Genomic DNA, 22,879 nt, shown 5'->3' on the forward strand with positions numbered 1-22,879 from the left:
ACGGCCGCGGGTGCATCCACCCGCGGCCGTCCGCGTCCCGGTCAGTTGGGGCACCTCCAGCGGCCGGGCAGCACGCGGGTGCTCGAGATGTCCACGGGGTCCGAGGTGCGGCGCAGCATGCTGCCCTCGGGCCTGCGGGTCATCACCGAGCGCATCCCGAGCGTGCGGTCCGCGTCGGTCGGGCTGTGGGTGCAGGTCGGGTCCCGTGACGAACGGCCCGAGGTCGCGGGTGCCGCGCACTACCTGGAACACCTGCTGTTCAAGGGAACCGCGCGACGCACGGCGGCGGCCATCGCGGAGGAGATCGACGCGGTCGGCGGCGAGCTGAACGCGTTCACCGCGAAGGAGCACACCTGCTACTACGCGCACGTCCTGGACGAGGACCTGCCGCTCGCGGTGGACCTGGTCGCGGACGTGGTGTTCGAGGCCATCTGCGGTCCGCGTGACTTCGAGACCGAACGCGGTGTCGTGCTCGAAGAGATCGCGATGCGCGACGACGACCCAGAGGACCTGCTGCACGACGCGTTCATCGAGTCGTTGTTCGGCGGGCATGCGTTGGGGCGTCCGGTTCTCGGCACCGAGAAGTCCATTCAGGACATGGAACGCGACGCGCTCTACTCGTTCTACAAGAAGCGGTACACGTTGCCGCGCATGGTGTTCTCCGTCGCGGGCAACATCGAGCACACGCACGTGATGCGCCTGGTGCGCAAGGCCGTCGGCGACCGGCTGTCGCGGGAGGGCAGCGCGGTGGTGCCACGAGCGGGTCGCGCGCGCATCGCCGACGCCCGCAAACTGGTGCTGCACACCGACGACACCGAGCAGGCGCACCTGATGCTCGGCATGCGCGGTATCGACCGCCACGACGAGCGCCGCTTCGCGTTGAACGTGCTGAACGCGGCCATCGGCGGTGGCATGAGCTCCCGGTTGTTCCAGGAGGTCCGCGAACGGCGAGGCCTGGCGTACCAGGTCTACTCGTCTGTCGGCCTGTACGCGGACACCGGCACGTTCGCCGTTTACGCGGGCTGCCAGCCGGACCGTCTCGGTGAGACAGCCGGCGTCATCCGCGAGGTGCTCGTGGACGTCGCGCGCGGCGGCCTGTCGGACGCGGAAGTGGCGCGCGGCAAGGGACAGCTGCGCGGCGCGCTCGTGCTGGGTCTGGAGGACACCAGTTCCCGGATGTCGCGCATCGGCAAGTCCGAACTGAACTACGGCGACCACCTGAGCGTCGAGGACACGCTGGCGCGGATCGACGCCGTGTCGGCCGACGAAGTGGCGTCGCTCGCACGTGATCTGCTGCGCCGCCCCGTCGCTGCGGCGGTGGTCGGCCCCTACGATCACGTCGACGATCTGCCGGACCAGGTACACGAGGTGATTGCATGATTCGCGTCGGAGTTCTCGGCGCGCGGGGCCGCATGGGTTCCGAGGTGGTCCGCGCGGTCGAGGCCGCGAAGGGCATGGAGGTCGTGTCGGCCATCGACGCCGATGACCCGTTGTCCACACTCGTCGACGCGGGCGTTCAGGTCGTCGTCGACTTCACGCACCCCGACGTGGTGATGGGGAACCTTTCGTTCTGCATCGCCAACGGAATCCATTGCGTCGTCGGCACTTCCGGTTTCGACAACGCGAAGCTCGCCGAGGTCGAGGCACTGCTCGCGGACCAGCCTTCGGTCGGTGTGCTGGTGGCGCCGAACTTCGGCATCGGTGCCGTGCTGCTGATGCGTTTCTCGGAGATCGCCGCCCACTACTACGAGTCGGCCGAGATCATCGAGTTGCACCACCCGGGCAAGGCCGACGCCCCGTCGGGCACGGCCGCCCACACCGCCCGCCTGATCGCGGCCGCGCGCGAGGGCATGGACCCGATGCCCGACGCGACCACGCAGGACGACGCGGGCGCACGCGGCGCTGTCGTCGACGGCGTTCGGGTCCACTCGCTGCGGATCGCCGGGATGATCGCGCACCAGGAGGTCGTGTTCGGCGGCGAGAGCGAGACCCTGACGATCCGTCAGGACTCGTTGCACCGCACCTCTTTCATGCCCGGCGTCGTGCTGGGTGTGCGGGAGATCGTCGGCCGTCCCGGGCTCGCCGTCGGCCTAGACAAGTACCTGGACCTGTGAAGGTCCGCGTCACCGTCGGGGTGCTGATCGCGGCCCTCGCGGTCTACTTCGTCCTGCTCACCGGCCGCGCCCTGGCGTTGTTGCAGACCGGCGAGGTGGTCGGCGTGCTGCTGGGCGTCGGCGTGCTGATCCTGCCGCTGCTCGGCGTCTGGCTCGTGTACTCCAACCTGCGCTTCGGGTGGGAGACCGAGAAGATGGCCCGCGAACTCGACGCGGACGGTCTCCTGCCGGACGTCTCGCACCTGCCGCGCCGCCCGTCCGGGCGCGTGGATCGGGACGCGGCCGACGAGTGGTTCGAGGAGCGCCGGGCCGAGGTCGAGGCTTCGCCCGACGACTGGCGCGTCTGGTTCCGGCTCGCCTATGCGTACGACATCGCGGGGGACCGCGGCCGGGCGCGGGAGACGATGCGCAAGGCCATCGAACTGCACGCCTGATCTTGTCGGTGGTGCCGAGTACGTTGAAACGCAGGGGTTCCCGATCAGGGGGTACCCCTGCGTCAGCGTGAGCACGGGGGCAGCATGGGGCCGGACTGGTACTGCGACGACGTCATCCCGGGCAAGGTCGAGGTCGAAGTGCTCGTCCGGACCGAGAACACGCTCGCCTTCCGCCCGCCTCTACCGGGTTTCGGTACCGACCACGTCATCGTGATCCCCACCCGGCACGTCGTGTCCCTGCTCGACCTCGACGACGTCCTCGCCCTGGAACTGCTCGCCACCGTCAAGACCGTCGCCGCCCAGGCGGTTGATCAGCACGGCGGCTGCCAGGTGCTCACGACGCTGGGCAGCGAGCAGCACAACAGGCACCTGCACTGGCACATCGCGGTCGGCAGGGGAGTCGCCCGTTTCGTGAAACCGGACTGACGCGAACCGGTCAGCCGTTGATCACGGCCGCGATCAGTTCCGCCGCCAGGTCGCCCTTCTGCACCACCAGCACGTCCTCCAGCCCCAGCCAGTCGGCCATGTGCCGCAGTTCCGCGGCCAGCTCCGCGGCGACCCGAGGCCGATCCACGCCTTCCTCGGCCCACGCCGACTGCACCCGCAGCACCCCGGCCGCGCGGTCGGCCTTGATGTCCACACGGGCCACCAGCGAGCCGTCCAGCAGGAACGGGAACACGTAGTAGCCGTGCACGCGGCGAGGCTCCGGCACGTAGATCTCGATGCGGTACCGGAACCCGAAGATCCGCTCGGTGCGGGCCCGCTCCCAGATCAGCGGGTCGAACGGGCAGAGCAGCGCGCGGCCGGCCACCCGGCGCGGGGCACGCGCGTCGACGTGCCGGTAGCCGACGCCGCGCCAGCCGTCGACGGCCACCGGTTCCAGCACGCCCTCCTCCACCAGGGAGGCGACGGCGGCCTGGGAGCGGCGCGGGTCGAGGCGGTAGTAGTCGCGCAGGTCGGGTTCGGTGGCCACGCCCAGCGCGACGGCGGAGCGCAGGACCAGTTCGCGGGCGCCCTCGTCCGCGGTCCACTTCTGGGCCAGGACTTCGGCCGGGATGACGCGTTCGGTCAGGTCGTAGAGGCGCTCGAACGAGCGGCGGGTGCCCGTCGTCAGGATGCCCACGCCGAACAGGACCTCACAGATGCGCTTGACCTCGGACCAGTCCCACCACGGGCCCTTCGCGCGGCCTGAGTCGCCCATGAGGGCCTTCTCCAGGGTGCCGGCGCCGATCGGGCCGAGTTCCTTCACCGCGGCCAGCACGTCGTCGACCAGCTGGGGGGAGCGTTCGAGGATGGTCTGGTAGTTCTGCCACCAGCCGCGCTTCTTCGCGCCCGAGTGGAACAGCGGCCAGTCGAGCACCGGCACCAGGGACGCCTCGTGCGCCCAGGTCTCGACCAGCATGCGGGGCTTGCGCGTGGAGTGCGTCCAGGCGGCCTCGTCCAGCAGCGTGGGCTCGTAGGAGCCGAGGCGGGAGAACAGCGGCATGTAGTGCGCGCGCACGGCCACGTTCACCGAGTCGATCTGCAGCAACTGCACGCGGGACAGGACGCGCTGCAGGTGTCTGCGGGTGGCCGCCGACGGCCGAAGGTCGGTGAAGCCCTGGGCGCCCAGGGCGATTCGACGGGCGACGTCCGCACTCATCCTCTGCACGTGGCCGATGTTGCCACGCACCCCTGACAATTCCGCGACACGGCGTCGATAAGCTGCGTTTATGGCCGACGCCGGCGTGGAGATCGCCACCGCTGCTGACCTTTCGGAGATCGTCCGCATCCATCGGGAGACGTGGCGGCTCGCTTATGCCGAACTGCTCCCGCAGGACGTGCTGGACACGCTCGACGCCGACGACGCGTGGGCGCTCGCCGTCCAGAGCGGCGCGGTGCTCAAAGCGACCGAGGGGGAGTGGACCGTCGGATTCGTCGTGGCCAGCAAGGCGCCGGACGGCGAGGTGGCCAAAGCGGACGGAACGCTCCCGGACGACGCGACGACTACCGCGCTGCTCAGCGTCCTGGTGGAACCCCGCTGGGGGCGGCGCGGGCACGGCACGCGGCTCGTCGCGGAGGCGGCGAGGAGGCTCGACGAGACCGGTGCCACGCGAGGTATCGCGTGGGTGCCGGAAGCCGACAAGGCGTCGCGGAACTTCTACGAACGGCTGGGCTGGACGGGGGATGGCACGGTGCGCACGTTGGACGCAGGCGGTCGTCCGTTGCGCGAGGTCCGGGTGTCCGGTCCGCTGACCGTCCGACTCGGCGACTGAGATCTGTGTAACCTCGGCCGGGTGCTAGCCCTGGTTGGCCTCACCTTCGGGGTCGCGCTCGGCTCAGCCATCGTTCCCCTGATCAGCATCGAGATGTTCGTCCTGGGACTTTGCGCGCGCTGGCCCGACACGTCTTTCTGGATCGTCGGCCTTTCGGTGGCGGTCGGCCAGGTGCTGGGCAAGCTGCTGTACTTCTACGCCGCGCGGGGCGACATCCACCTGCCGAAGTTCCTGCACCGCAAGCCGAGCGACAAGCCGTCCAGACTCAGGCGCTGGTTCGGACCCGGTACGCGCATGCACCGCTGGGGCGACTGGATCAACGTGAAGTGCAAGGCGCACCCGAACTGGATGGCCGGCACGCACGGGGTGAGCGCCCTGGTCGGGGTGCCGCCGTTCATGGCGACGAGCGTGCTCGCCGGCCTCGCGGGCATGTCCACCACGATGTTCGTCGCGACCGGCCTGGTGGGCCGCTTCGCGAGGTTCAGCCTTCTCGCGGCCTCACCGGCGATCGTGATGGCCTGGATCTAGTAACCGAAGAGGATCGCCGCCGTCACGGAGAAGGCGATCAGGACTGCTGCCACGGCGATGCGCGCTGACTCGAGCACGACCCCGAAGCTATCGAGCAGCGACCGACGAAAACCAGGCGCAAACGGGTGAGAACCGAATGATCTGGCTCTCACCCGCCTGTTTCGCACCTGATTATTCGAGGACGAGAACGCCGTCAGGCACACCGGGGATGTCGAACGAGTGCCACATCGGGCGCCAGCCCGGCAGTTCCAGCATGCGGCGCAGGTCCGCGAACCCGGACAGCCAGCCCATCCACGGCCCGTAGGGCGGGTTGGCCGTGTCGAAGCCGCTCTGCACGAACGTCAGCCGCGTCTTGCCCTCCGAGCCCTTCATCTCCCACGACGTCACCATCCCGCCGGGGAACTCCAGCGCGAGGTTCGCCTCGTCCAGCGCGATGACCTTCGCGGGGTTCTCCTCCTCCGCGAGACTCCCCATCGCCCACCGGCCGCCGACGTGCGGCTCGATCTCCATCCGGGCGCCGAACCACCGCGCGAACAGGGCGGGCTCGGTCAGCGCCTCGATGATGGCCGCCGGCGTCGCCGCGATGTCGAACTCGAACCGCTGCTCGGGCGACGTGAAGTCACAGAACCCCAGCACCGGCCGGCCCTCGACGTGTTCGACCAGGTTGCCCAGCACGAGTGGCCAGAACGTCAGGAGGATCTCGGACTCGTCCTTGCCGTCGCCCCACTCCGGGTAGGGGGACTGCGTCGCCGCGATGACGGTCTCGCCGTCACGCTCCTCGATGCCGAGCTCAACGGTGTATTCGGTGCCGTAGAGGAACCACGAGTAGCGCACCGACCTGTCGTCGAAGCCCAGCAGCTTCTGCCGGCCGCGTTCACCCTCCGGCGTGTAGCGCCCCCAGAACTCGTACTCGCCGCCCTCCAGGTCCACCTGGGCGTGCTCGGCCAGCCACACCCGCAGGTCGCCGGCGGTCGTCAACGCCCGGTAGATCCTCTCGGCGGGCGCGGACGTGCGGACGCGGACGGTTCCGGTGCTCATCGGTCTTCTCCTTTTGGGTAGCAGGCGAGCGCGATGCGGAACGCATCCCCTTCCGCGCCGCCATAACGGGTGAAGAGGTCCTGCAACGTCGTCTGCAGTTCGGCCAGGAACTGCTGCCGCTCCTCGGGACGCACCCGGATCTCGCCGGACACGCCGACGGACGGCAGTTCGCTGGAGCGGTCCAGCGCCGCCACGTCCGCCTGCACCTGCTCGGCGAGGTCGACGAGGTGGCCCAGCACGAGCTCGTCGCGCGACCCGATCCGGCCGACCAGCCGCGGCGACAACCAGTACGACCGCGCCGCGGCCTGATAGAGGCCTTCCTGGACGCCGCGCACCTTGCGTTCGGACACCTGGGTCGCGAGACCGGCCTTGACCAGCTGTTTCACGTGGTAGTGCACGCGTTGCGGCGTCTGGTCGAGCACCTCGGCGACCTCGGTGCACGAACGCGGCGCGGCGAGCTGCCGCAGCACCTCCACGCGCTGCGGCTTGAGCAGGGTCTCGGCCTGCTCCATCCGGTCCAGATAGATCACGTCTCTCATCGCAAAAAAGACTTTGAACGTTCAAAACTCTTTTGTCAATAAACCGAACAACTATGGACTGACAGATATTGAAATCTGTCAGTCCATAGGGCATGGTGGAGATACCGAAGAGACGAAGGGGTTCGAAATGCAGAAGCGTCAGCTCGGAGCCACCGGCCCGGTCGTGTCCGCCATCGGCCTGGGCTGCATGGGCATGTCCAACGCCTACGGCCCGGCCGACCGGGACGAGAGCATCGCGACCATCCACGCCGCCCTCGACGCGGGCGTCACGCTGCTCGACACCGGTGACTTCTACGGCCAGGGCCACAACGAGATGCTCGTCGCCGAGGCCATCAAGGGCCGTCGCGACGAGGTGCAGCTCAGCGTCAAGTTCGGCGGCATGCGCGACGCCGACGGCGCGTTCATCGGGTTCGACACCCGGCCGGTCGCCGTGGCCAACTTCCTCGCGTACTCGCTGGAGCGCCTCGGCACCGACCACGTCGACATCTACCGGCCGGCGCGGCTCGACCCGAGCGTGCCGATCGAGGACACCATCGGCGCCATCGCCCAGCAGATCGACAAGGGCCGCGTCCGGCACATCGGCCTGAGCGAGGTCGGCGCCGAGACCATCCGCCGCGCGCACGCCGTGCACCCGATCGCGGACCTGCAGATCGAGTACGGCCTGCTGGAGCGCGGTGTCGAGCGGGAGATCCTGCAGACCACCCGTGAGCTCGGCATCAGCATCACCGCGTACGGCGTGCTGTCGCGCGGCCTGATCTCGGCGACGCCGCTCACCCTCGACGCGAGCGACTGGCGTGGTCACGCGCCCCGGTTCCAGGGCGACAACCTGACCCGCAACCAGAGCCTGGTCGAGAAGCTCGACGAGATCGCGAAGAACAAGGGCGTCACGGTCGCGCAGCTCGCGATCGCGTGGGTCGCGGCGCGCGGGGAGGACGTGGTGCCTCTCGTCGGCACGACCAAGCGTGCGAGGCTGAACGAGGCGGTCGGTGCCGTCGACGTGACGTTCACCGAGGCAGAATTGCGGGAGATCGAGGCCGTCGCTCCGCTCGGAGCCGCCGCGGGCACGCGTTACGCGGCCGAGCAGATGGCCATGCTGGACAGCGAGAGGTGAGATGAAGTGGCGGAGGCGTTGACCTCGGAGGCGATCCTCGCGGCGACCGAAGAGGTCCTGCGCAGGTACGGCCCCGCCAAGGCGACGGTGGTCGACGTCGCCAAGGCGCTCGGGGTCAGCCACGGCAGCGTCTACCGCCACTTCGCGACCAAGGCCGCGCTCCGGGAGGCCGTGACCCGGCGCTGGCTCGACGCGATCCACGAGGAGATGGAGAGGGAGTTCGACCCGGCCCTCTCCGCCTCCGACATGCTGAGGGACTGGCTGCAGCGGCTCTTCGACAAGAAGCGGCTCTCGCACACCGAGGACGTGGAGCTGTTCACCACGTTCCGGACGCTCGTGGGTGAGAACAGCGCGGTCATCGAGTACCACCTGGAGCACCTGGTCGGTCAGGTCGCGCGCATCATTCGTGCGGGAGTGGACACCCATGAGTTCGTGACCGACGACGTGGACAAGACCGCGCAGGCGGTGTGGGACGCGACGCAGGTGTTCCACCACCCGGCGCACGCCCAGGAGTGGGGGAATCCTCACATTCAGGACGCGTTCGACGCCGTCGTCTCACTGGTCGTCGCCGGACTGCGGTACAACCGAATCCCTAGTGCCACAGGCGATGCTTGAGGGTCACGGAGGTGAACGGTGCCGCCTGACGAGTGGATCGATCTGCTGGGAGCGCCCGAGAGGCGGCCTGACCCGGTCGACTGGGACGCGGTCAAAGCGCGGGCGGGCACCGCGCTGCCCAGCGACTACGTGCATCTCGCCGAGGCCTATCCGCCACTCATTGTGGGCGGTTACGTCCGGATCCTGCACCCAACGGCACGTGCCGGTTTCATGAACTGGATGTCAACGGCACCGAAGATGCTGCGCGCGCTGCGGCGGCAGCCAGGTCTGCGCGTGCACCCGGACTCACCCGGTCTGCTGCCCTGGGGCATGACGGTGAACGGCGACCACTGCCTCTGGTACACCCAGGGCGAGCCCGACGAGTGGACCGTGGTGATCACGGACATGATGCAGAGCTGGTCGTACGGCGGGAACTTCTCGAGCTTCGTCCGGAAGTTCCTGACCGGCGAGATCCGCTGCCCGATCTTCCCGGACGACGTCCCCGGCGGCTCCAAACCGTTCCAGGAGCCGTGAGGACGTCGTCCGGGCCTTACCCGACCCCCCGGTCAGCTTGAAGCGGCGGTCACCAGAGCGTTGCCGCTGCCCGTGCGGCCCGTGACCGACAAAGTGGCGTCACCCAGCGGCGCGGACGAGACGTCGAAGTCGCTGCGGGCGTTGCCGGACGTGGACACCAGGTCGATGCGGGCCAGCGTGCCCTGCCGGATGCCGACGCGGATGTGGCCAGAGCCGGTGCCGAGCTGGATCTCCCCGGACGCCGCGTCGGCCACGGTCAGATCGCCGCTGCCGGTGCGGACCTGGACGTTGCCCTGCACGGCGCCCAGCCACACGTCGCCGGTCCCGGTGATCAGCGTGCTCGTGCCGCCGATCGACGACACCTCGACGTCACCGCTGCCCGTCTTGGCCTTCAGCGACGACAGCATCGTGCCCAGGCGCACGGTGCCGGCGCCCGAGTTCACCTTGGCCTCGCCGGTCGCCCGGTCCGCGGACACGGTGCCCGTGCCGGTGTTCAGGTCGAGGCGACCCGCACCGCCCGTGACGATGACGTCAGCCGCACCGGTCCGTGACGACACGTGCGACCCCACGGGAGCCGTCACCACCACGGAGAGCGGTACTGCACGCAACGGCAGCGCCTTGGACGACTCGATGCGCAAACGGTTGCCCAGCAGCTCGACGCGTGCGTCGCGCACGGCCTCCTCCGGACCTGACGGGGGAGTCGCCTTGTCGGCGCCGAACTGGCCGCTGACCCAGCTCAGCACGCTGGTCAGACCCTCGGTCCACGAGTTGCCCGCGTTCGGGTCGTGCCGCACCTCGACGTGCACACCGGGCCCGTCGACGAGCTGCACCTGCACCCGGCCGCTGAGCAGCGAGATGTCGATCTCGGCGACGCCCGCGAACTCGAAGCTCTGCTGACGCACCACGCCCGTGGGCTCCGTCGGTCCGGAAGCCGGTTCCGGAGTCGGTTCGGTCGGTTCTGAAGTCGGTTCGGTCATCGCGCTCACCCCTGCACCCATCCGCGGACACGCGAGCCCGAGCCGGCGTTTCCGCTCCACCCCTTGTGTCCGTGATGCTTGTGCTTGCTGTGCACCGCGCCGCCCACGGCCTGCTGGATGAACGAGTTCAGCGACACGCCCTGAGCCGCCGCGGCGGCCTCGGCCTTCGACTTGAGCTCGTTGATCATGCGCAGGGTGATGCGGCTGATGTCACCCGTGGCGTCACCTGCGCCAAAGTTCGGCATCTCGTGCCGCGGGGCCGGTTCCGGCTCCGGTTCGGCCGAGCCGGTGACGACCACCTGGACGTCACGGCCTGCCAGTCGAACGTCCACGACCTGGCCGTCCAGGGAGGCGGTGACCTCCGCGGCCAGGTCGGACAGTGCGTTCATGATTGCCAGTCGCGCGGCTGGCTCGAGCGCTGCGGACAACGCGGCGGCCGTTCGACGGGTGTTCTCGTCCCCCGCTGATGCGGCCGTCGCCAGGTCCTCGCGCAGTGACGCGATGTACGGCGACAGATCCATGACACCACTATGACGTCACTTTCGACATCGTGCAACCACCACCTGATGTCAGGGCTAATCTCGGCGCATGCCGAGAGTGCGTTTGGTGGCCAGGACCGAGTTCGTCCCACCGGACGACGTGCCGTGGACGACCGACGCGGACGGCGGCGCGGCGCTCGTCGAGTTCGCCGGCCGCGCCTGCTACCAGTCGTGGGACCGCTCGAACCCCATGACGAACACCAACGCGACGTTCCTGCACCACCTGCTCGACGTCGGGCACCTCGCCGCGTTCGAGCACGGCAGCGCGTCGCTCTACCTGACCGAGCTGTCCCGCTCGGTCACCCACGAGCTGATCCGGCACCGGCACTTCTCGTACTCGCAGCTCTCCCAGCGCACCGACCCGACCGACGTCGTGGAGCCGGACCTGATCGCGAAGGACCCCGAGCTGCACGCGCGGTTCGTCGCCGCGACCGAGGCGAGCCTCAAGGCGTACGAGGACCTCGTGCAGAGCCTGGAGAAGACCGTGAACGGCCGGCGCGCGCGGCAGATCGCACGGTCCGTGCTGCCCAACGCCACCGGCACCGAGATCGTCGTGACGGGCAACTACCGCTCGTGGCGGCACTTCATCGCGATGCGCGCCACCGAGCACATCAACGTCGAACTGCGTGAGCTCGCCATCGCCTGCCTGCGCGAACTGACCAAGGCCGCGCCGAACGCGTTCGCGGACTTCGTCATCTCGACACTCCCGGACGGCACAGAAGTTGCTTCCAGCCCACTGGTGGTTGAAGGCTGACGCCCATGAAGCGGCTCATCGTGGACGTCCGGCCCGGCGAATACGCGGTCACGCGCCTGGCGGCGGACGCTCCCGTCCCCGCCGGGCTGCTCGACCTCACCGACGTGCTGGTGTCCGTCACCAGGACCCCGGCCGAGTTGTCGATCATCGCGCCGGCATCGTTCGCTGTGGACGGTGACACCGCGGAGAAGGGCTGGCGGCTGCTCACCGTGCGCGGGCCGCTGGAGTTCACGCTCACCGGCATCATGGCCGCTCTGGCCGGTGAACTGGCGGCCGCGGGCGTCTCGCTGTTCGCGTTGTCCACTTACGACACGGACCACCTGTTGGTGAAGCACACAGATCTGGAGCGTGCGGTGCTCGCCTTGCGTGCCGCAGGTCACGAAGTGGGTGTAGCGCCGGAAGCCTAGGAACCGATCCTCCACGTGGCGGGTCTGAAGTACCGTCAACGATCCCGGTTCCGAGGCTGTAGGAGCGCACGTTGCACGGACAGGCTGTCGAACCACGCGTCATCGCGGGCAGGTACGCCCTGATCGCGGAGCTCGGACGTGGCGGCATGGGCATCGTCTGGCGCGCCCAGGACCGTCACATCGGACGCTTCGTCGCGATCAAGGAACTGCACCTGCCGGACGGCATCGCGCACGAGGAACGCCGCGTGCTCGAAGAGCGCGCCCTGCGTGAGGCGCGCACCGCCGGCAAGCTCAACGACCCCGCCGTCGTGACGGTCTACGACGCGATCAACGAGAACGGCCTGACCTACATCATCATGGAGCTGGTCGACGCGGCGACGCTGTCGACGTTGATCAGCACGCACGGACCGATGCCGCAGAACCAGGTCGTGTCGATCGCGCTGCAGGCGTTGTCGGCGCTCGAAACCGCGCACCAGGCCGGAATCGTGCACCGCGACGTGAAGCCCGGCAACCTGATGGTGCGCCCGGACGGCAAGCTCAAGCTCACCGACTTCGGCATCGCCCAGGCCGTCGACGACCCGCGCCTGACCACCAGCGGCAGCCTCATCGGCTCGCCCGCGTACATGGCGCCGGAACGCATCCACGGCCACGAGGCGGGCCCCGCGTCCGACCTGTGGGCCCTCGGAGCCACGCTTTGCTACGCCGTCGAGGGCTGGAGCCCGTTCGAGCGCTCCTCCACGGCCTCGACGCTGCACGCGATCATGAGCGAGACGCCGCGCCTGACCCGTGCGACGGGCGTGCTGAGCGCCGTCATCACCGGTCTGCTGATCGCGGACCCGAACGCCCGGCTGTCCGGCCCGCAGGCCCGCGCGATGCTCGCCAGCATCGGCAACCAGCCGACGCCGCCCACCGGCATCGCGCCGGCGCAGACCCAGCAGTACCAGCAGGCCGCGGCCGTCGATCCGGCGAAGAAGAAGCGCAACCGCATCTTCGCGTTGGTCGGCGCCGTCGTCATCGCGGCAGCGGCGTTCACGGGCGGCATCTACGCGCACAAGGCGTTCACGACGCCTGGTGCCAGCAGTGGCAGCACGGCGCTCACCTACGGCGAGGGCGCCGAAGTCCCGGTGTTCGGTCTTTACGAGAACACGTGCGGAATCGGTGACGTCGCACCGGCCAAGCTGCTCGACTCGGAGACCAAGGAGGAGTGCGACAAACCGCACGACTTCGAGGTCTTCGACGTGATCGACACGCTGCCCGTCCAGTCGAACCTTCCCGACGCCGCGTATCCGGGCGTCGAGTCGCTGAAGAGCCTCGGCGTCGCCCGGTGCGAGATGACGCTGAACTCGCCGTGGGTCAAGGACGGCGCGAAGCTCAAGCTCACCACGCTGGTCCCGAGCCAGAGCGCGTGGACCAAGGACAAGAGCGGCAACGCCGAGCGCAAGATCTGGTGCATCGCCGGCGCCAAGGACGGCAGCAAGCTGGACGGCACGATCAGCACGAAGAAGGACAGCTAACGGAGCGGTAACGCTTGGCGAGTTCACTCGTCGCCGGCCGGTGCCGGGCGATTTCCTGCCACGTGTGAAGAGAAGGATCGTTTCCGCCCTGCTGGTGCTCGGCTGCGTGGCCACCCTTTCGGCCTGCTCCGGCAACGAGGACAAGTTCGTCGCCGAGCTCAAGGCCGCCGGTTTCACCACCGTCGGCGAGCCCAGCACCGAGACGGCGAAGAAGGCCAAGAAGGTCGGCAAGCGCACGATCAAGTCCTCGGAGAAGACCATCGAGGTGGTGGTGCGGGTGAAGGGCTGCGACCTGGAGTTCGCCAAGACCTCCGGTCAGTCCGGCTACTGGCTGGACGAGCTGCACGTCGACGGCCAGGAACCGGACTGGCCCGGCTACCCGGAGAACCTGAAGCGCGACCAGGTGGTCAGCCTGCTGGCCGACAAGTCGGCCAAGCCGGACGGGTTCACCAAGTGCTACAAGCCGAACGAGGCCTGACAGCCGGCTGTGGTGCAATGGGCGGGTGAGTGTCGCCCGTGACGAACGCAAAGAGCTCGTCGACCTGATGACCGAGCTCGGCCCGGACGCGCCGACGTTGTGCGGCACCTGGTCGGCCAAGGACCTGGCAGCGCACCTCGCGATCCGCGAGCGGCGTCCGGACACCGCGCCCGGCATTCTGCTGCCGGTCTTCGTGAAGTGGACGGAGAAGGTCCAGCAGGACTACGCGCACAAGGCGTGGAGTGAGCTCCTGGACCTCGTGCGCACGCCGCCGTTCTGGATCAAGCCGGTCGACGACCTCTTGAACACGGCCGAGTACTTCGTGCACCACGAGGACGTGCGACGCGCACAGGCCGACTGGGAGCCACGGCCGTACGACGCCCGGCGCGAGGCCGCGCTGTGGAAGATGCTGCCGTTCACCGCGCGCATGACGTACAAGTCTTCGCCTGTTGGCGTGACGCTCGTACGGCCTGATGGCGAGCACATCGTCGCCAAACAGGGCGCGAACGGAGTGGTGATCACCGGTGAGGTGTCCGAGCTCGTGATGCTCGCGTTCGGGCGCGATGAGGCTCGCGTGGAATACAGCGGTGACGCCGACGCGGTGCAACGGGTGCGGTCGTTGAACCGAAGTGTGTGAACTCGGGTAGTTTCTGCGCATGCCAGGAAGCCCGTACGCAGGGCCGGACCGCCCGTTCGGCCGCGTTCTCACCGCTATGGTCACGCCTTTCGACTCGCGCGGCGAGGTCGATCTCCCCAAGGCGCAGGAACTGGCGAAACACCTGGTGGACCTGGGCAACGACGGCCTGGTCGTGAACGGCACGACCGGCGAGAGCCCGACGACGACCGATCGGGAGAAGGCCGCGCTGATCACGGCCGTCGTCGAAGCCGTGGGCGACCGCGCGACCGTGGTCGCCGGCGCCGGCACGTACGACACCGCGCACAGCGTTCACCTGGCGCAGCAGGCCGAGAAGTCCGGAGCGCACGGCGCTCTGGTCGTGACGCCGTACTACTCGAGGCCGCCGCAGGCAGGTCTGCTGGCGCACTTCACCGCCGTCGCGGACGCGTCGGAACTGCCGGTGATGCTCTACGACATCCCGCCGCGCGCGGTCGTGCCGATCGAGGTCGACACCCTTCTGCGCCTGGCGGAACATCCGCGGATCCTGGCCGTGAAGGACGCCAAGGGCGACCTGCACGCGGGCAGCAGGGTGATCGCGAGCACCGACCTCGCCTACTACTCGGGTGACGACCCGCTGAACCTGCCGTGGCTGTCCGTGGGCGCCGTCGGGTTCGTGAGTGTCATCGGCCACCTCGCGGCGGATCGCCTGCGGGATCTCATTGATGCGTATGAATCCGGAAACGTGGTCCGGGCAAAAGAAATCCACGAGTCGCTGCTGCCGTTGCTGCGACCATTCCGCCGGGTTCCCGGCGTGACGTACACGAAGGCTGCGCTGCGCCTGCGCGGACTGGACGTGGGTGAGCCCCGTCTGCCGCTGGTGCCTGCCGCAGCCGAGGACATCGAGGCCATCGCGGCCGAACTGGGAGTCAACGCGTGACCCAATCGACCGAACTACCGCCCGCACTGCCGGAAGGCGGCCTCCGCGTCGTCGCACTCGGCGGAATTGGCGAGATCGGCCGCAACATGACCGTCTTCGAGCATGCCGGGAGGCTGCTCGTGGTCGACTGCGGCGTTCTTTTTCCCGAAGACGACCAACCGGGCGTGGACTTGATCCTGCCGGACTTCCGCGCCATCGAGGACCGGCTCGACGACATCGATGCCGTCGTCCTGACGCACGGCCACGAGGACCACATCGGCGCGGTCCCGTTCCTGCTGAAGCTGCGCCCCGACGTGCAGGTCGTGGGCTCCCGCTTCACGCTGGCGCTGCTCGCCGCCAAGTGCCGTGAGCACCGCCAGACCCCGCGGCTCGTGGAGGTCAAGGAGGGGGAACGGCGCTCGTACGGGCCGTTCGAGCTCGAGTTCTTCGCCGTCAACCACTCCATCCCGGACGCGCTGGCCGTGGCCATCCGCACCGCCGCGGGTCTGGTGCTGCACACCGGTGACATCAAGCTCGACCAGCTGCCCCTGGACGGCCGCCTGACCGACCTGGCGGGCTTCTCGCGCCTCGGCGACGAGGGCGTCGACCTCTTCCTGGTCGACTCGACCAACGCCGAGGTGCCCGGCTTCGTGGTGCCCGAGCGCGAGATCGGCCCCGTGCTGGAGAACGTGATCCGCAAGGCGGATCAGCGGGTCATCGTCGCCTGCTTCGCCTCGCACGTGCACCGCGTCCAGCAGGTCCTCGACGTCGCCGTGCAGTACAAGCGCAAGATCGCGTTCGTCGGCCGCTCGATGGTCCGCAACATGGGCATCGCGTCCGACCTGGGCTTCCTGAACGTGCCCGACGGCCTGTTCGTCGACCTCGACGTCGCGATGCGGATGGAGGAGAACGAGGTCATCTTCGTCTCCACCGGATCGCAGGGCGAGCCGCTGTCGGCGCTGTCCCGCATGGCCCGCGGCGACCACCGCCAGATCTCGATCCGCGAGGGCGACACGGTGATCCTCGCGTCGTCGCTGATCCCCGGCAACGAGAACGCGGTCTTCAACGTCGTCAACGGCCTCGCCAAGCTCGGCGCGACCGTCGTGCACCAGGGCAACGCCAAGGTGCACGTCTCCGGCCACTCACCGGCCGGCGAACTCCTGTTCCTCTACAACGCCGTGCGGCCGTCCAACGTGATGCCCGTGCACGGCGAGTGGAGGCACTTGAGGGCGAACGCGGCTCTGGCGGTCGCCACCGGCGTCGCCGAGGACCACGTCGTGATCGCCGAGGACGGCGTCGTCGTGGACCTGATCGACGGCAAGGCGGCGGTGTCCGGCCGTGTCGTCGTCGGCCACGTGTACGTCGACGGCCTGTCCGTGGGCGACGTCGGCGAGTCGACGCTGTCGGACCGGCTGGTGCTGGGCGAGGGCGGCTTCATCTCGATCTCGGTCGCCATCGACCAGACGACCGGCCGGGCCGTGACGGCGCCGACGATCTCCGGCCGCGGCTTCTCCGACGACCCCAAGGCGTTGGAGGCCGTCGTGCCGCTCGTGGAGATGGAGCTGGCGCGCACCGAGGCCGAGGGCATCGCCGACACGCACCGGATCGCTCAGGCCGTGCGGCGCGTCGTCGGGCGCTGGGTGGCGGAGACCTACCGTCGCCGGCCGATGATCGTGCCGACCGTCATTCCGGTGTGACCGTGACCCTGCTGTGATCTGCGTCCCCCTCGTCCGCTAAGGTCTAGTCCCAGACCATGGACGAGGGGGTTCGCCCTATGGCCGGTAATGACGTCTTCAGCCCTCCGGGCAAAGAAGACATTCTGCTTCCACCTATTTTCACCTGGCACGAGCCGCTGGGCCTGCCGTTCGACTTCTCCGTCACCAAACCGCAGGCGCTGCTGGTCCTGTCGGTGGTGATCATCCTGACGTTCTTCCTGGTCACCACCAGGAGCATGAAGCTGATCCCGTCGCGCTGGCAGTTCGCCGCCGAGTCGGTCTACGACTTCGGCCGCAACACCATCGCGCGTGAGCAGATAGGCGCGAAAGAATTCGCGCCGTACGTGCCGCTGATCGTCAGCATCTTCTGCTTCGTGCTCGTGAACAACCTCTACGGGTTGATTCCGTTCATTCAGTTCCCGACGTTCACGCACAGCGGGTTCCCGGCGGCCGTCGCGCTGCTGATCATCTTCCCGCTCTACCACTACGTGGGCATCAGGAAGTTCGGGCTCAGGGGCTATCTGCGCAACCAGTTCGTCATTCCGGGCGTGCCGAAGCCCGTGCTGTGGGGTCTGCTGATCCCGACCGAGGTCATCCTCAAGTTCTTCTTCGACCCGGTGAACCTCGCGATCCGGGTGTTCGCGGCGATGTTCGCTGGCCACCTGCTGATCCTGGTGTTCACGATCGGCAGCGAGTTCCTGCTGTTCAACGCGCCGATCTACCTCAAGCCGGTGTCGCTGCTGGGCTTCGCGCTCGCCATCGCGCTGTTCTTCCTGGAGGCGCTGGTGCAGGTCCTGCAGGCCTACATCTTCGCCCTGTTGTCGGCGCACTTCATCGGCCGGGCGCTGGCGGAGCAGCACTAGGGGCGCTGGCACACCAGGTGCAGCGACTCCTCGGGCATGGCGCCGGGGTAGGACGGGGTGAAGACCGGCCGGCTCCGCCGCACGACCCGCAGGCCGACCTCGCCCAGTCGTGCCTCGAAGTTCTCCTCGGAGAACGACGACACCTCGATCTCCTGGCCCATCCAGGGCAGCGTGACCTGTTCGACGTCGACGGCGACGGTGGCGAGGAAGAAGTGGCCGCCGGGCCGCAGCCAGGTCGAGATCCGGCCGAGGGTCTGGATGATCTCGGCCTGGGTCATCTGCAACAGCGAGAAGACGGCGCAGATGACGTCCCACGAACCGGGAGGTGACTCGAAGTCGCGGATGTCGATCTTGTGGAACGTGGCGTCGGGGACCTGGGTGGTCGCGATGTCGACCATCACCGGGGAGACGTCGAGACCGGTGACCCTCATGCCCGCCTTGGCCAGCGTCCGCGCCACGGGAACGCCCGTGCCGCAGCCGATGTCCAGGACGCGCGAGCCGGAGGGCTGGGTCGCGGCGAACCACGCGAGAGTGCCGTGCAGTGCGGGCTGGTGCGACCAAGCGCGTTGGTATTCCAGCCCGAGCGTGTCGAATACCTCGGCCGCGTTCATTCCCCGCCCCTCATTTCGGCCCAATCCACCTGAGTGAAGTGTGGAGAACCTCTCTGCACGCCTTCTGGATGGCTTCTGGACGAAAACTGACGGTAGGTTGCTAGCTGAACGCGGACAGCGACGAAGTGAGAAACAGGGTGCAGAACGAGTTGCGCGTCAGCTTGCTGGGCGCGCTCGCGGCCACGGTGGACGGCAAGGAGCTCACGCTCGGTCCGCCGCGGCAGAGAGCTGTGCTCGCCGTGCTCGCGTTGCGCGCGAATCACGTCGTGTCGCGCAGTGAGCTGATCGACGCCGTGTGGGGCGAAGATCCACCCGCCAGCGCCGACAACGGCATTCACACCTACGTCGCGGGACTCCGCAGGCTCTTCGAGCCGGACAGGGCGTCGCGGGCGCCGAGTTCCGTCCTGCTCTCCACGGACGCTGGATACCTGCTGAGGCTTCCGTCCGGTAGTTCGGACGCCGCTGTTTTCCGCGCGCATCTGGACGAGGCCGGACGTCTGCGCGACAGGCCCGCCGAGGCCATCACGGCGTTCGACACCGCGCTGGATCTGTGGCGTGGCCTCGCTCTGGACGGTGTACCGGGACCGTTCGCGGCGGTGGAACGCGCGCGCCTGGCCGAGATGCGACTCACGGCCGTGGAGCAGCGTGCGGCGCTGATGCTGACGGTCGGGCGTGAGGCCGAGGTGGCGGCGGAGCTCACGACGCTGGTCAGCGCGCATCCGTTGCGCGAGAGGCTGCACGGCCTGCTGATGTCCGCGCTGTTCCGCGGCGGCCGGCAGGCGGAGGCGCTCGCCGTCTACACGGACCTGCGTCGGCTGCTGATCGAGGAACTGGGCATCGAGCCCGGCCCAGAACTCCGCCACCTGCACGAACAGGTGCTCATCGGCCGTCACGACCCGCAGCCCGAACCCGCCGCGCCCGTGCTGGTGCCGGTCCAGCTGCCGCACGAGATCCGCGACTTCACCGGCCGGGAGAAGGAGCTCGCGAAGCTCGCCGAGGTCGTTCCGCACGACCACGCGCCGGTGCTCGTCGCGATCACCGGTACCGGCGGCATCGGCAAGACCGCGCTGGCCGTGCGGTTCGCGCATCAGGTGGCGTCGCGGTTCCCGGACGGTCAGCTGCACGTCGACCTGCGCGGGTTCGACTCGTCGTCGCCGCCCGTGCAGCCCGCCGCCGCGTTGCACCAGCTGCTGCAGAGTCTCGGCGTGCCGTCCGAACGCATTCCGGAGGACCTGCCCGCGAAGTCCGCGCTGTACCGCAGTGTCCTTGCGGGCAAACGGGTTCTGGTGCTGCTCGACAACGCGCGGCTGGCCGAGCAGGTCCGTCCGCTGCTGCCGGGCCGGTCGACGTCGATGGTGCTCGTGACGTCCCGCAACCACCTCGGCGGCCTGGTCGCCCGTGATGGCGCGCATTCGCTGACGTTGTCGATCCTGACCCGCGACGAAGGGCTGGCGCTGCTGACGTCCGCGGTGGGCGCGGACCGCGTCGCCGCCGAACCCGCCGCCGCGGCCAAGCTCGTCGAACTGTGCGGGCATCTGCCGCTCGCGGTGCGGATCGCGGCCGAACGCGTCGTCACGCGCCCGCACCTCACGCTGGCCGATCTCGCGAGCGATCTCGCCGACGAGCACGACCGGTTGAACGTGCTGGCCACGGGCGACGACGAGGACACGGCCGTGCGTGCCGCTTTCTCGTGGTCGTACCTGGCGCTGAAACCGGACGCCGCCAGGATGTTCCGGCTGATCGGCCTGCATCCCGGCGCCGAGATCAGCCTGAACGCCGCGGCAGCGCTCGTGGGTGCGCCGGTGTCGCGGGCGCGGACGTTGCTGGACGTGCTGGCGGGCGGGCACATGCTGGAGGAGGTCGCGCGCGGCCGGTTCCGGCTGCACGACCTGCTTCGCCTGTACGCCACGGAACTCAGCGCCACCGAGGAGTCGTCGGACGGCCGCGACGAGGCCGTGAAACGCCTGCTGGGCTGGTACTTCGACACCGCGAACGCCGCGGGCACCGTCATCGCGCCGCCCGACCACCCCGCGTTCCTGCTGCCACCACTGTCCACTCAGGACTTCACTTCGCACGACGAGGCCTTCACCTGGTGCCGCAGGGAATCCGCGAACCTGTTGGCAGCGACGAGGCTCGCGGAGGAGGAGCACTCGCCGGCGGCGTGGCAGATCCCGGTGGCGTTGTGGAACTACTTCATCGTGTCGAGTGCGCTGGACGAGTGGACTCGCACGTACCGCGTCGCCGAACGCACCGCCGCGCGTGACGGCAACCAGGCCGCGCGCGCGTGGGCGGTGCACGGCCAGGCGCTCTCGGCGTTCCGCGGGCAGCGTTTCGCGGACGCGTTGGAACTCTTCGATCGCGCGCTCGCGATCCGGCGCGAGATCGGCGATTCCGCCGGTGCCGCGTGGAGTCTGACCGGCCTGGGCATGGCGTACGGCGGCCTGCGCCAGTTCGATCTCGCCGTCGATCGGTTCGGCGAGGCGCTGCGCGGGCACGCCGAGGTCGGTTCGTGGTTCGGCGAGGGCGGCACGAGGTTGTTCCTGAGCGACAACCTGCGTTCAGCGGGCCAGTTCGAGGCCTCGCTGGAGTCGGCGCGCACGGCGTTCGAGCTGATGGACTCGCACGACGCCCCCCACGGCAAGGCCATGGCACTCGTCAGCATCGGCTGGGCGCAGGCGAAGCTGGGGCAGCGCGTCGAGGCGCGCGACTCGTTCCGCCACGCCGTCGCGTTCCTGCGCGTGCTCGGCGACCGCAAGAGTCTCGCGGAGGCGTTGCACGGCCTGGGGGAGACGAGTGCCGGTCAGCCGGACGTGGCGCGGACGCACCTGCTGGAAGCGCTGACGATCTACGAGGACTACGACCATCCGCTCACTCCCGAAGTGCGGGCACGGCTGCACGAGCTCTCCTAGGGGCGATCCCTGATGTGCGCGCGCTGATGTGTAGGCAAGCTACACGTCATGCAGAAGCGCGCTCGGACCCTGTTGGTGTGGCTGCACGTCGTCACGTCCGTGGGCTGGCTCAGTCAGGCCGTGGCGCTGCTGGCCCTGGTGCTCCACGGCATGAGGACGGGCGATCTCAGCGCGTTCCGGATGGCGCGCTACCTCGACCACGAGGTGCTCGCGATCATGGCCAACACCAGCGCGTTCAGCGGTTTCATGCTCAGCGCCACGACGCCGTGGGGCTACTTCCGGCACTGGTGGGTGCTCGCGAAGTTCGTGATCACGGTCAGCCAGCTCTACATAGGCATCTTCATCCTGAGCGGCAACCTGCAGGAGGCCCTGAACGGGCACGTCACCGCGTGGATGCCGGTCGGCACCGCGCTCATGATCAGCGCGATCGCGTTCCAGGCGTGGCTCAGCGTCGCGAAACCGTGGGGGCGCACGCCGTGGGCGGACTCGAAGGTCAAGCTGCCCACGGCGAGCACGTTCACGTTCGTCGCGGCACTGGTCATCCCGGTGATCGACTTCGCGATCAGCCTGTGGAGGGGCAACCCGATGCCGCTGCTCATGCTGATCACGGTGATCGGCTACTCGATCAGGCGGGCCGCCAGGGCGAGACGCCGGTCGTCGGGCGGGTCGGGTCGTGGAACTTCGGCACGTCCGGCTCGTCGAGACGCAACGGCACCAAGCCCTCGGTGATCGAGGTCATGATCCGCTCGTGCGCGCGCCGGGCGTCGCCCATCGTCTCGGCGTTCAGGTCCGTGAGCTCGACGGGCTTGCCGAAGTGGACCTTGAACGTCGGCCGCTTGCGCACCGCGCGCAGCCAGGACGTCAGGTAGGGCAAAGCGTCCCTCCAGCCGGAGACGTGCAGGTTGCCCCAGTACACGGCCTCGTGCGCGCCCCACTGGCTGATGGGGATCACCGGGATGCCGCCGCCCAACGCCATGCGGGCCACGCCGGTCTTGCCGCGCTCCGGCCACAGACCGGGGTCGAGGCTGATCTTGCCCTCGGGGTAGACGGCGATCGGGTCGCCGCCCTTCCGCAACGCCTCCACGGCCCGGTGCATCGCCTCACCCACGTTCGCCGACCGCCGGTCGACGCGCAGGTGACCGCACGCCTTCAGCGCCGGGCCCATGATCGGTGCGTCGAGCAGACCGCCCGCGAGCATGAACCGCGGGTTGACGCCGATCTTGCGGCAGGCCGCGATGAGCACCATCGGGTCGAGGTTGCCGATGTGGTTGGAGGCGAGCAGCAACGGCTTGCCGAGAAGGTCCGGCGGGATGTCGCCCGAGACCTCGAGCTTGCCAGTCAGCGCGATCAGGCCCCGGTCGACCACCATGAGCACGCGCCAGAAAAGCGGTGTGGACACGCGGGGCAGCGTACGGCGTGTCGGAACGACACCG

Annotated in this window: 26 protein-coding genes; 19 read left to right on the forward strand and 7 right to left on the reverse strand. The window is 68.8% G+C overall.

Annotated features, from left to right (window positions below):
* Positions 1-87 precede the first annotated feature (87 nt).
* The 4 genes from OG205_RS41320 to OG205_RS41335 all read left to right on the forward strand — a co-directional run bounded on the left by OG205_RS41320 (position 88) and on the right by OG205_RS41335 (position 2,974).
* Positions 88-1,380, forward strand: a complete 1,293-nt coding sequence (locus tag OG205_RS41320) for a M16 family metallopeptidase (protein ID WP_330278342.1) — start codon at positions 88-90, stop codon at positions 1,378-1,380.
* On the forward strand, positions 1,377-2,114 hold the full coding sequence (dapB, locus tag OG205_RS41325) for a 4-hydroxy-tetrahydrodipicolinate reductase (protein WP_330273226.1): 738 nt from the start codon (positions 1,377-1,379) through the stop codon (positions 2,112-2,114). Before OG205_RS41320 ends, dapB begins: the two co-directional genes overlap by 4 nt.
* The gene (locus OG205_RS41330; RefSeq protein ID WP_093597626.1) at positions 2,111-2,548 is read left to right on the forward strand and encodes a tetratricopeptide repeat protein; all 438 of its coding nucleotides are present in this window, start codon (positions 2,111-2,113) and stop codon (positions 2,546-2,548) included. Before dapB ends, OG205_RS41330 begins: the two co-directional genes overlap by 4 nt.
* An 84-nt stretch (positions 2,549-2,632) precedes the next feature.
* Entirely contained in the window at positions 2,633-2,974 is a 342-nt protein-coding gene (locus OG205_RS41335; RefSeq protein WP_330273227.1) for an HIT domain-containing protein, read from the forward strand.
* A 10-nt stretch (positions 2,975-2,984) separates the two neighbouring features.
* On the opposite strand, the gene OG205_RS41340 is transcribed toward OG205_RS41335, so the two are convergent.
* Complete coding sequence (locus tag OG205_RS41340) at positions 2,985-4,190, reverse strand: winged helix-turn-helix domain-containing protein (protein ID WP_330278343.1); 1,206 nt, start codon at positions 4,188-4,190, stop codon at positions 2,985-2,987.
* Positions 4,191-4,260: 70 nt separating this feature from the next.
* On the opposite strand from OG205_RS41340, the gene OG205_RS41345 reads away from it, so the two are divergent.
* The gene (locus OG205_RS41345) at positions 4,261-4,803 is read left to right on the forward strand and encodes a GNAT family N-acetyltransferase (protein ID WP_330273228.1); all 543 of its coding nucleotides are present in this window, start codon (positions 4,261-4,263) and stop codon (positions 4,801-4,803) included.
* A gap of 21 nt (positions 4,804-4,824) precedes the next feature.
* On the forward strand, positions 4,825-5,331 hold the full coding sequence (locus OG205_RS41350) for a hypothetical protein (protein ID WP_442916660.1): 507 nt from the start codon (positions 4,825-4,827) through the stop codon (positions 5,329-5,331).
* Positions 5,332-5,502: 171 nt separating this feature from the next.
* Here OG205_RS41350 and OG205_RS41355 read toward each other — a convergent pair whose 3' ends face one another.
* Positions 5,503-6,369, reverse strand: a complete 867-nt coding sequence (locus OG205_RS41355; RefSeq protein WP_330273229.1) for an SRPBCC domain-containing protein — start codon at positions 6,367-6,369, stop codon at positions 5,503-5,505.
* Positions 6,366-6,908 carry a helix-turn-helix domain-containing protein gene (locus OG205_RS41360; protein ID WP_319977429.1) on the reverse strand — a complete coding sequence of 181 codons (543 nt, stop codon included), beginning with the start codon at positions 6,906-6,908 and terminating at the stop codon, positions 6,366-6,368. The genes OG205_RS41355 and OG205_RS41360 overlap by 4 nt, the downstream gene beginning before the upstream one ends.
* Before the next feature lie 127 nt (positions 6,909-7,035).
* On the opposite strand from OG205_RS41360, the gene OG205_RS41365 reads away from it, so the two are divergent.
* Genes OG205_RS41365 through OG205_RS41375 form a run of 3 tightly spaced genes read left to right on the forward strand, consistent with a single transcriptional unit; the run spans position 7,036 to position 9,147 of the window.
* A complete protein-coding gene (locus OG205_RS41365) occupies positions 7,036-8,019 on the forward strand; it encodes an aldo/keto reductase (protein ID WP_330273230.1) in 984 nt (327 codons plus the stop codon).
* Positions 8,020-8,025: 6 nt separating this feature from the next.
* On the forward strand, positions 8,026-8,634 hold the full coding sequence (locus tag OG205_RS41370; RefSeq protein WP_330273231.1) for a TetR family transcriptional regulator: 609 nt from the start codon (positions 8,026-8,028) through the stop codon (positions 8,632-8,634).
* An 18-nt stretch (positions 8,635-8,652) separates the two neighbouring features.
* The gene (locus OG205_RS41375) at positions 8,653-9,147 is read left to right on the forward strand and encodes a hypothetical protein (RefSeq protein WP_330273232.1); all 495 of its coding nucleotides are present in this window, start codon (positions 8,653-8,655) and stop codon (positions 9,145-9,147) included.
* Between the two features lie 32 nt (positions 9,148-9,179).
* Here OG205_RS41375 and OG205_RS41380 read toward each other — a convergent pair whose 3' ends face one another.
* Positions 9,180-10,124 carry a DUF4097 family beta strand repeat-containing protein gene (locus tag OG205_RS41380; protein WP_330273233.1) on the reverse strand — a complete coding sequence of 315 codons (945 nt, stop codon included), beginning with the start codon at positions 10,122-10,124 and terminating at the stop codon, positions 9,180-9,182.
* A gap of 5 nt (positions 10,125-10,129) precedes the next feature.
* The gene (locus OG205_RS41385; RefSeq protein WP_319977423.1) at positions 10,130-10,645 is read right to left on the reverse strand and encodes a toxin-antitoxin system HicB family antitoxin; all 516 of its coding nucleotides are present in this window, start codon (positions 10,643-10,645) and stop codon (positions 10,130-10,132) included.
* 67 nt (positions 10,646-10,712) lie between these two features.
* Here OG205_RS41385 and thyX point away from each other — a divergent pair, with 67 nt between their 5' ends.
* From thyX to atpB, 8 genes are all read left to right on the forward strand, one after another.
* Entirely contained in the window at positions 10,713-11,417 is a 705-nt protein-coding gene (thyX, locus tag OG205_RS41390) for an FAD-dependent thymidylate synthase (RefSeq protein WP_330273234.1), read from the forward strand.
* 5 nt (positions 11,418-11,422) lie between these two features.
* Positions 11,423-11,824 (forward strand): ACT domain-containing protein, encoded by a 402-nt coding sequence (locus tag OG205_RS41395; RefSeq protein ID WP_330273235.1) that lies wholly within the window; start codon positions 11,423-11,425, stop codon positions 11,822-11,824.
* A gap of 71 nt (positions 11,825-11,895) precedes the next feature.
* Complete coding sequence (locus OG205_RS41400; protein ID WP_330273236.1) at positions 11,896-13,338, forward strand: serine/threonine-protein kinase; 1,443 nt, start codon at positions 11,896-11,898, stop codon at positions 13,336-13,338.
* Between the two features lie 64 nt (positions 13,339-13,402).
* Positions 13,403-13,816, forward strand: coding sequence for a hypothetical protein (locus OG205_RS41405; protein WP_330273237.1), 414 nt, complete (start codon positions 13,403-13,405; stop codon positions 13,814-13,816).
* Positions 13,817-13,841: 25 nt separating this feature from the next.
* The gene (locus OG205_RS41410; protein WP_330273238.1) at positions 13,842-14,453 is read left to right on the forward strand and encodes a TIGR03085 family metal-binding protein; all 612 of its coding nucleotides are present in this window, start codon (positions 13,842-13,844) and stop codon (positions 14,451-14,453) included.
* A gap of 19 nt (positions 14,454-14,472) precedes the next feature.
* On the forward strand, positions 14,473-15,369 hold the full coding sequence (gene dapA, locus OG205_RS41415) for a 4-hydroxy-tetrahydrodipicolinate synthase (RefSeq protein WP_330273239.1): 897 nt from the start codon (positions 14,473-14,475) through the stop codon (positions 15,367-15,369).
* A complete protein-coding gene (locus tag OG205_RS41420) occupies positions 15,366-17,045 on the forward strand; it encodes a ribonuclease J (RefSeq protein WP_442916661.1) in 1,680 nt (559 codons plus the stop codon). The genes dapA and OG205_RS41420 overlap by 4 nt, the downstream gene beginning before the upstream one ends.
* Positions 17,046-17,122: 77 nt before the next feature.
* Complete coding sequence (gene atpB / locus OG205_RS41425) at positions 17,123-17,926, forward strand: F0F1 ATP synthase subunit A (RefSeq protein ID WP_330273240.1); 804 nt, start codon at positions 17,123-17,125, stop codon at positions 17,924-17,926.
* Here atpB and OG205_RS41430 read toward each other — a convergent pair.
* Positions 17,923-18,537 carry a class I SAM-dependent methyltransferase gene (locus tag OG205_RS41430; protein WP_330273241.1) on the reverse strand — a complete coding sequence of 205 codons (615 nt, stop codon included), beginning with the start codon at positions 18,535-18,537 and terminating at the stop codon, positions 17,923-17,925. The two genes, atpB and OG205_RS41430, sit on opposite strands and share 4 nt — an antisense overlap.
* Before the next feature lie 137 nt (positions 18,538-18,674).
* Between OG205_RS41430 and OG205_RS41435 the strand changes: the two genes are divergently transcribed.
* Both OG205_RS41435 and OG205_RS41440 read left to right on the forward strand, forming a co-directional pair.
* Complete coding sequence (locus OG205_RS41435; protein WP_330273242.1) at positions 18,675-21,446, forward strand: AfsR/SARP family transcriptional regulator; 2,772 nt, start codon at positions 18,675-18,677, stop codon at positions 21,444-21,446.
* Positions 21,447-21,494: 48 nt separating this feature from the next.
* Complete coding sequence (locus OG205_RS41440) at positions 21,495-22,175, forward strand: hypothetical protein (protein ID WP_330273243.1); 681 nt, start codon at positions 21,495-21,497, stop codon at positions 22,173-22,175.
* Here the strand turns inward: OG205_RS41440 and OG205_RS41445 are convergent.
* Complete coding sequence (locus OG205_RS41445; protein ID WP_330278346.1) at positions 22,072-22,815, reverse strand: lysophospholipid acyltransferase family protein; 744 nt, start codon at positions 22,813-22,815, stop codon at positions 22,072-22,074. The genes OG205_RS41440 and OG205_RS41445 overlap by 104 nt on opposite strands.
* Positions 22,816-22,879: the final 64 nt, after the last annotated feature.

The sequence above is a fragment of the Lentzea sp. NBC_00516 genome, from assembly GCF_036346835.1.
In the GTDB taxonomy this organism is placed as follows: Bacteria; Actinomycetota; Actinomycetes; order Mycobacteriales; family Pseudonocardiaceae; genus Lentzea; species Lentzea sokolovensis.

What these genes read in the sequence shown, in the direction of transcription:
- OG205_RS41320 (WP_330278342.1), top strand. Translation starts at nt 88, where the DNA reads ATGTCCACGGGGTCCGAGGTGCGGCGCAGCATGCTGCCCTCGGGCCTG.
- dapB (WP_330273226.1), top strand. Translation starts at nt 1,377, where the DNA reads ATGATTCGCGTCGGAGTTCTCGGCGCGCGGGGCCGCATGGGTTCCGAG.
- OG205_RS41335 (WP_330273227.1), top strand. Translation starts at nt 2,633, where the DNA reads ATGGGGCCGGACTGGTACTGCGACGACGTCATCCCGGGCAAGGTCGAG.
- OG205_RS41340 (WP_330278343.1), bottom strand. Translation starts at nt 4,190, where the DNA reads ATGAGTGCGGACGTCGCCCGTCGAATCGCCCTGGGCGCCCAGGGCTTC.
- OG205_RS41345 (WP_330273228.1), top strand. Translation starts at nt 4,261, where the DNA reads ATGGCCGACGCCGGCGTGGAGATCGCCACCGCTGCTGACCTTTCGGAG.
- OG205_RS41355 (WP_330273229.1), bottom strand. Translation starts at nt 6,369, where the DNA reads ATGAGCACCGGAACCGTCCGCGTCCGCACGTCCGCGCCCGCCGAGAGG.
- OG205_RS41360 (WP_319977429.1), bottom strand. Translation starts at nt 6,908, where the DNA reads ATGAGAGACGTGATCTATCTGGACCGGATGGAGCAGGCCGAGACCCTG.
- OG205_RS41365 (WP_330273230.1), top strand. Translation starts at nt 7,036, where the DNA reads ATGCAGAAGCGTCAGCTCGGAGCCACCGGCCCGGTCGTGTCCGCCATC.
- OG205_RS41380 (WP_330273233.1), bottom strand. Translation starts at nt 10,124, where the DNA reads ATGACCGAACCGACTTCAGAACCGACCGAACCGACTCCGGAACCGGCT.
- OG205_RS41385 (WP_319977423.1), bottom strand. Translation starts at nt 10,645, where the DNA reads ATGGATCTGTCGCCGTACATCGCGTCACTGCGCGAGGACCTGGCGACG.
- thyX (WP_330273234.1), top strand. Translation starts at nt 10,713, where the DNA reads ATGCCGAGAGTGCGTTTGGTGGCCAGGACCGAGTTCGTCCCACCGGAC.
- OG205_RS41395 (WP_330273235.1), top strand. Translation starts at nt 11,423, where the DNA reads ATGAAGCGGCTCATCGTGGACGTCCGGCCCGGCGAATACGCGGTCACG.
- dapA (WP_330273239.1), top strand. Translation starts at nt 14,473, where the DNA reads ATGCCAGGAAGCCCGTACGCAGGGCCGGACCGCCCGTTCGGCCGCGTT.
- atpB (WP_330273240.1), top strand. Translation starts at nt 17,123, where the DNA reads ATGGCCGGTAATGACGTCTTCAGCCCTCCGGGCAAAGAAGACATTCTG.
- OG205_RS41430 (WP_330273241.1), bottom strand. Translation starts at nt 18,537, where the DNA reads ATGAACGCGGCCGAGGTATTCGACACGCTCGGGCTGGAATACCAACGC.
- OG205_RS41440 (WP_330273243.1), top strand. Translation starts at nt 21,495, where the DNA reads ATGCAGAAGCGCGCTCGGACCCTGTTGGTGTGGCTGCACGTCGTCACG.
- OG205_RS41445 (WP_330278346.1), bottom strand. Translation starts at nt 22,815, where the DNA reads ATGGTGGTCGACCGGGGCCTGATCGCGCTGACTGGCAAGCTCGAGGTC.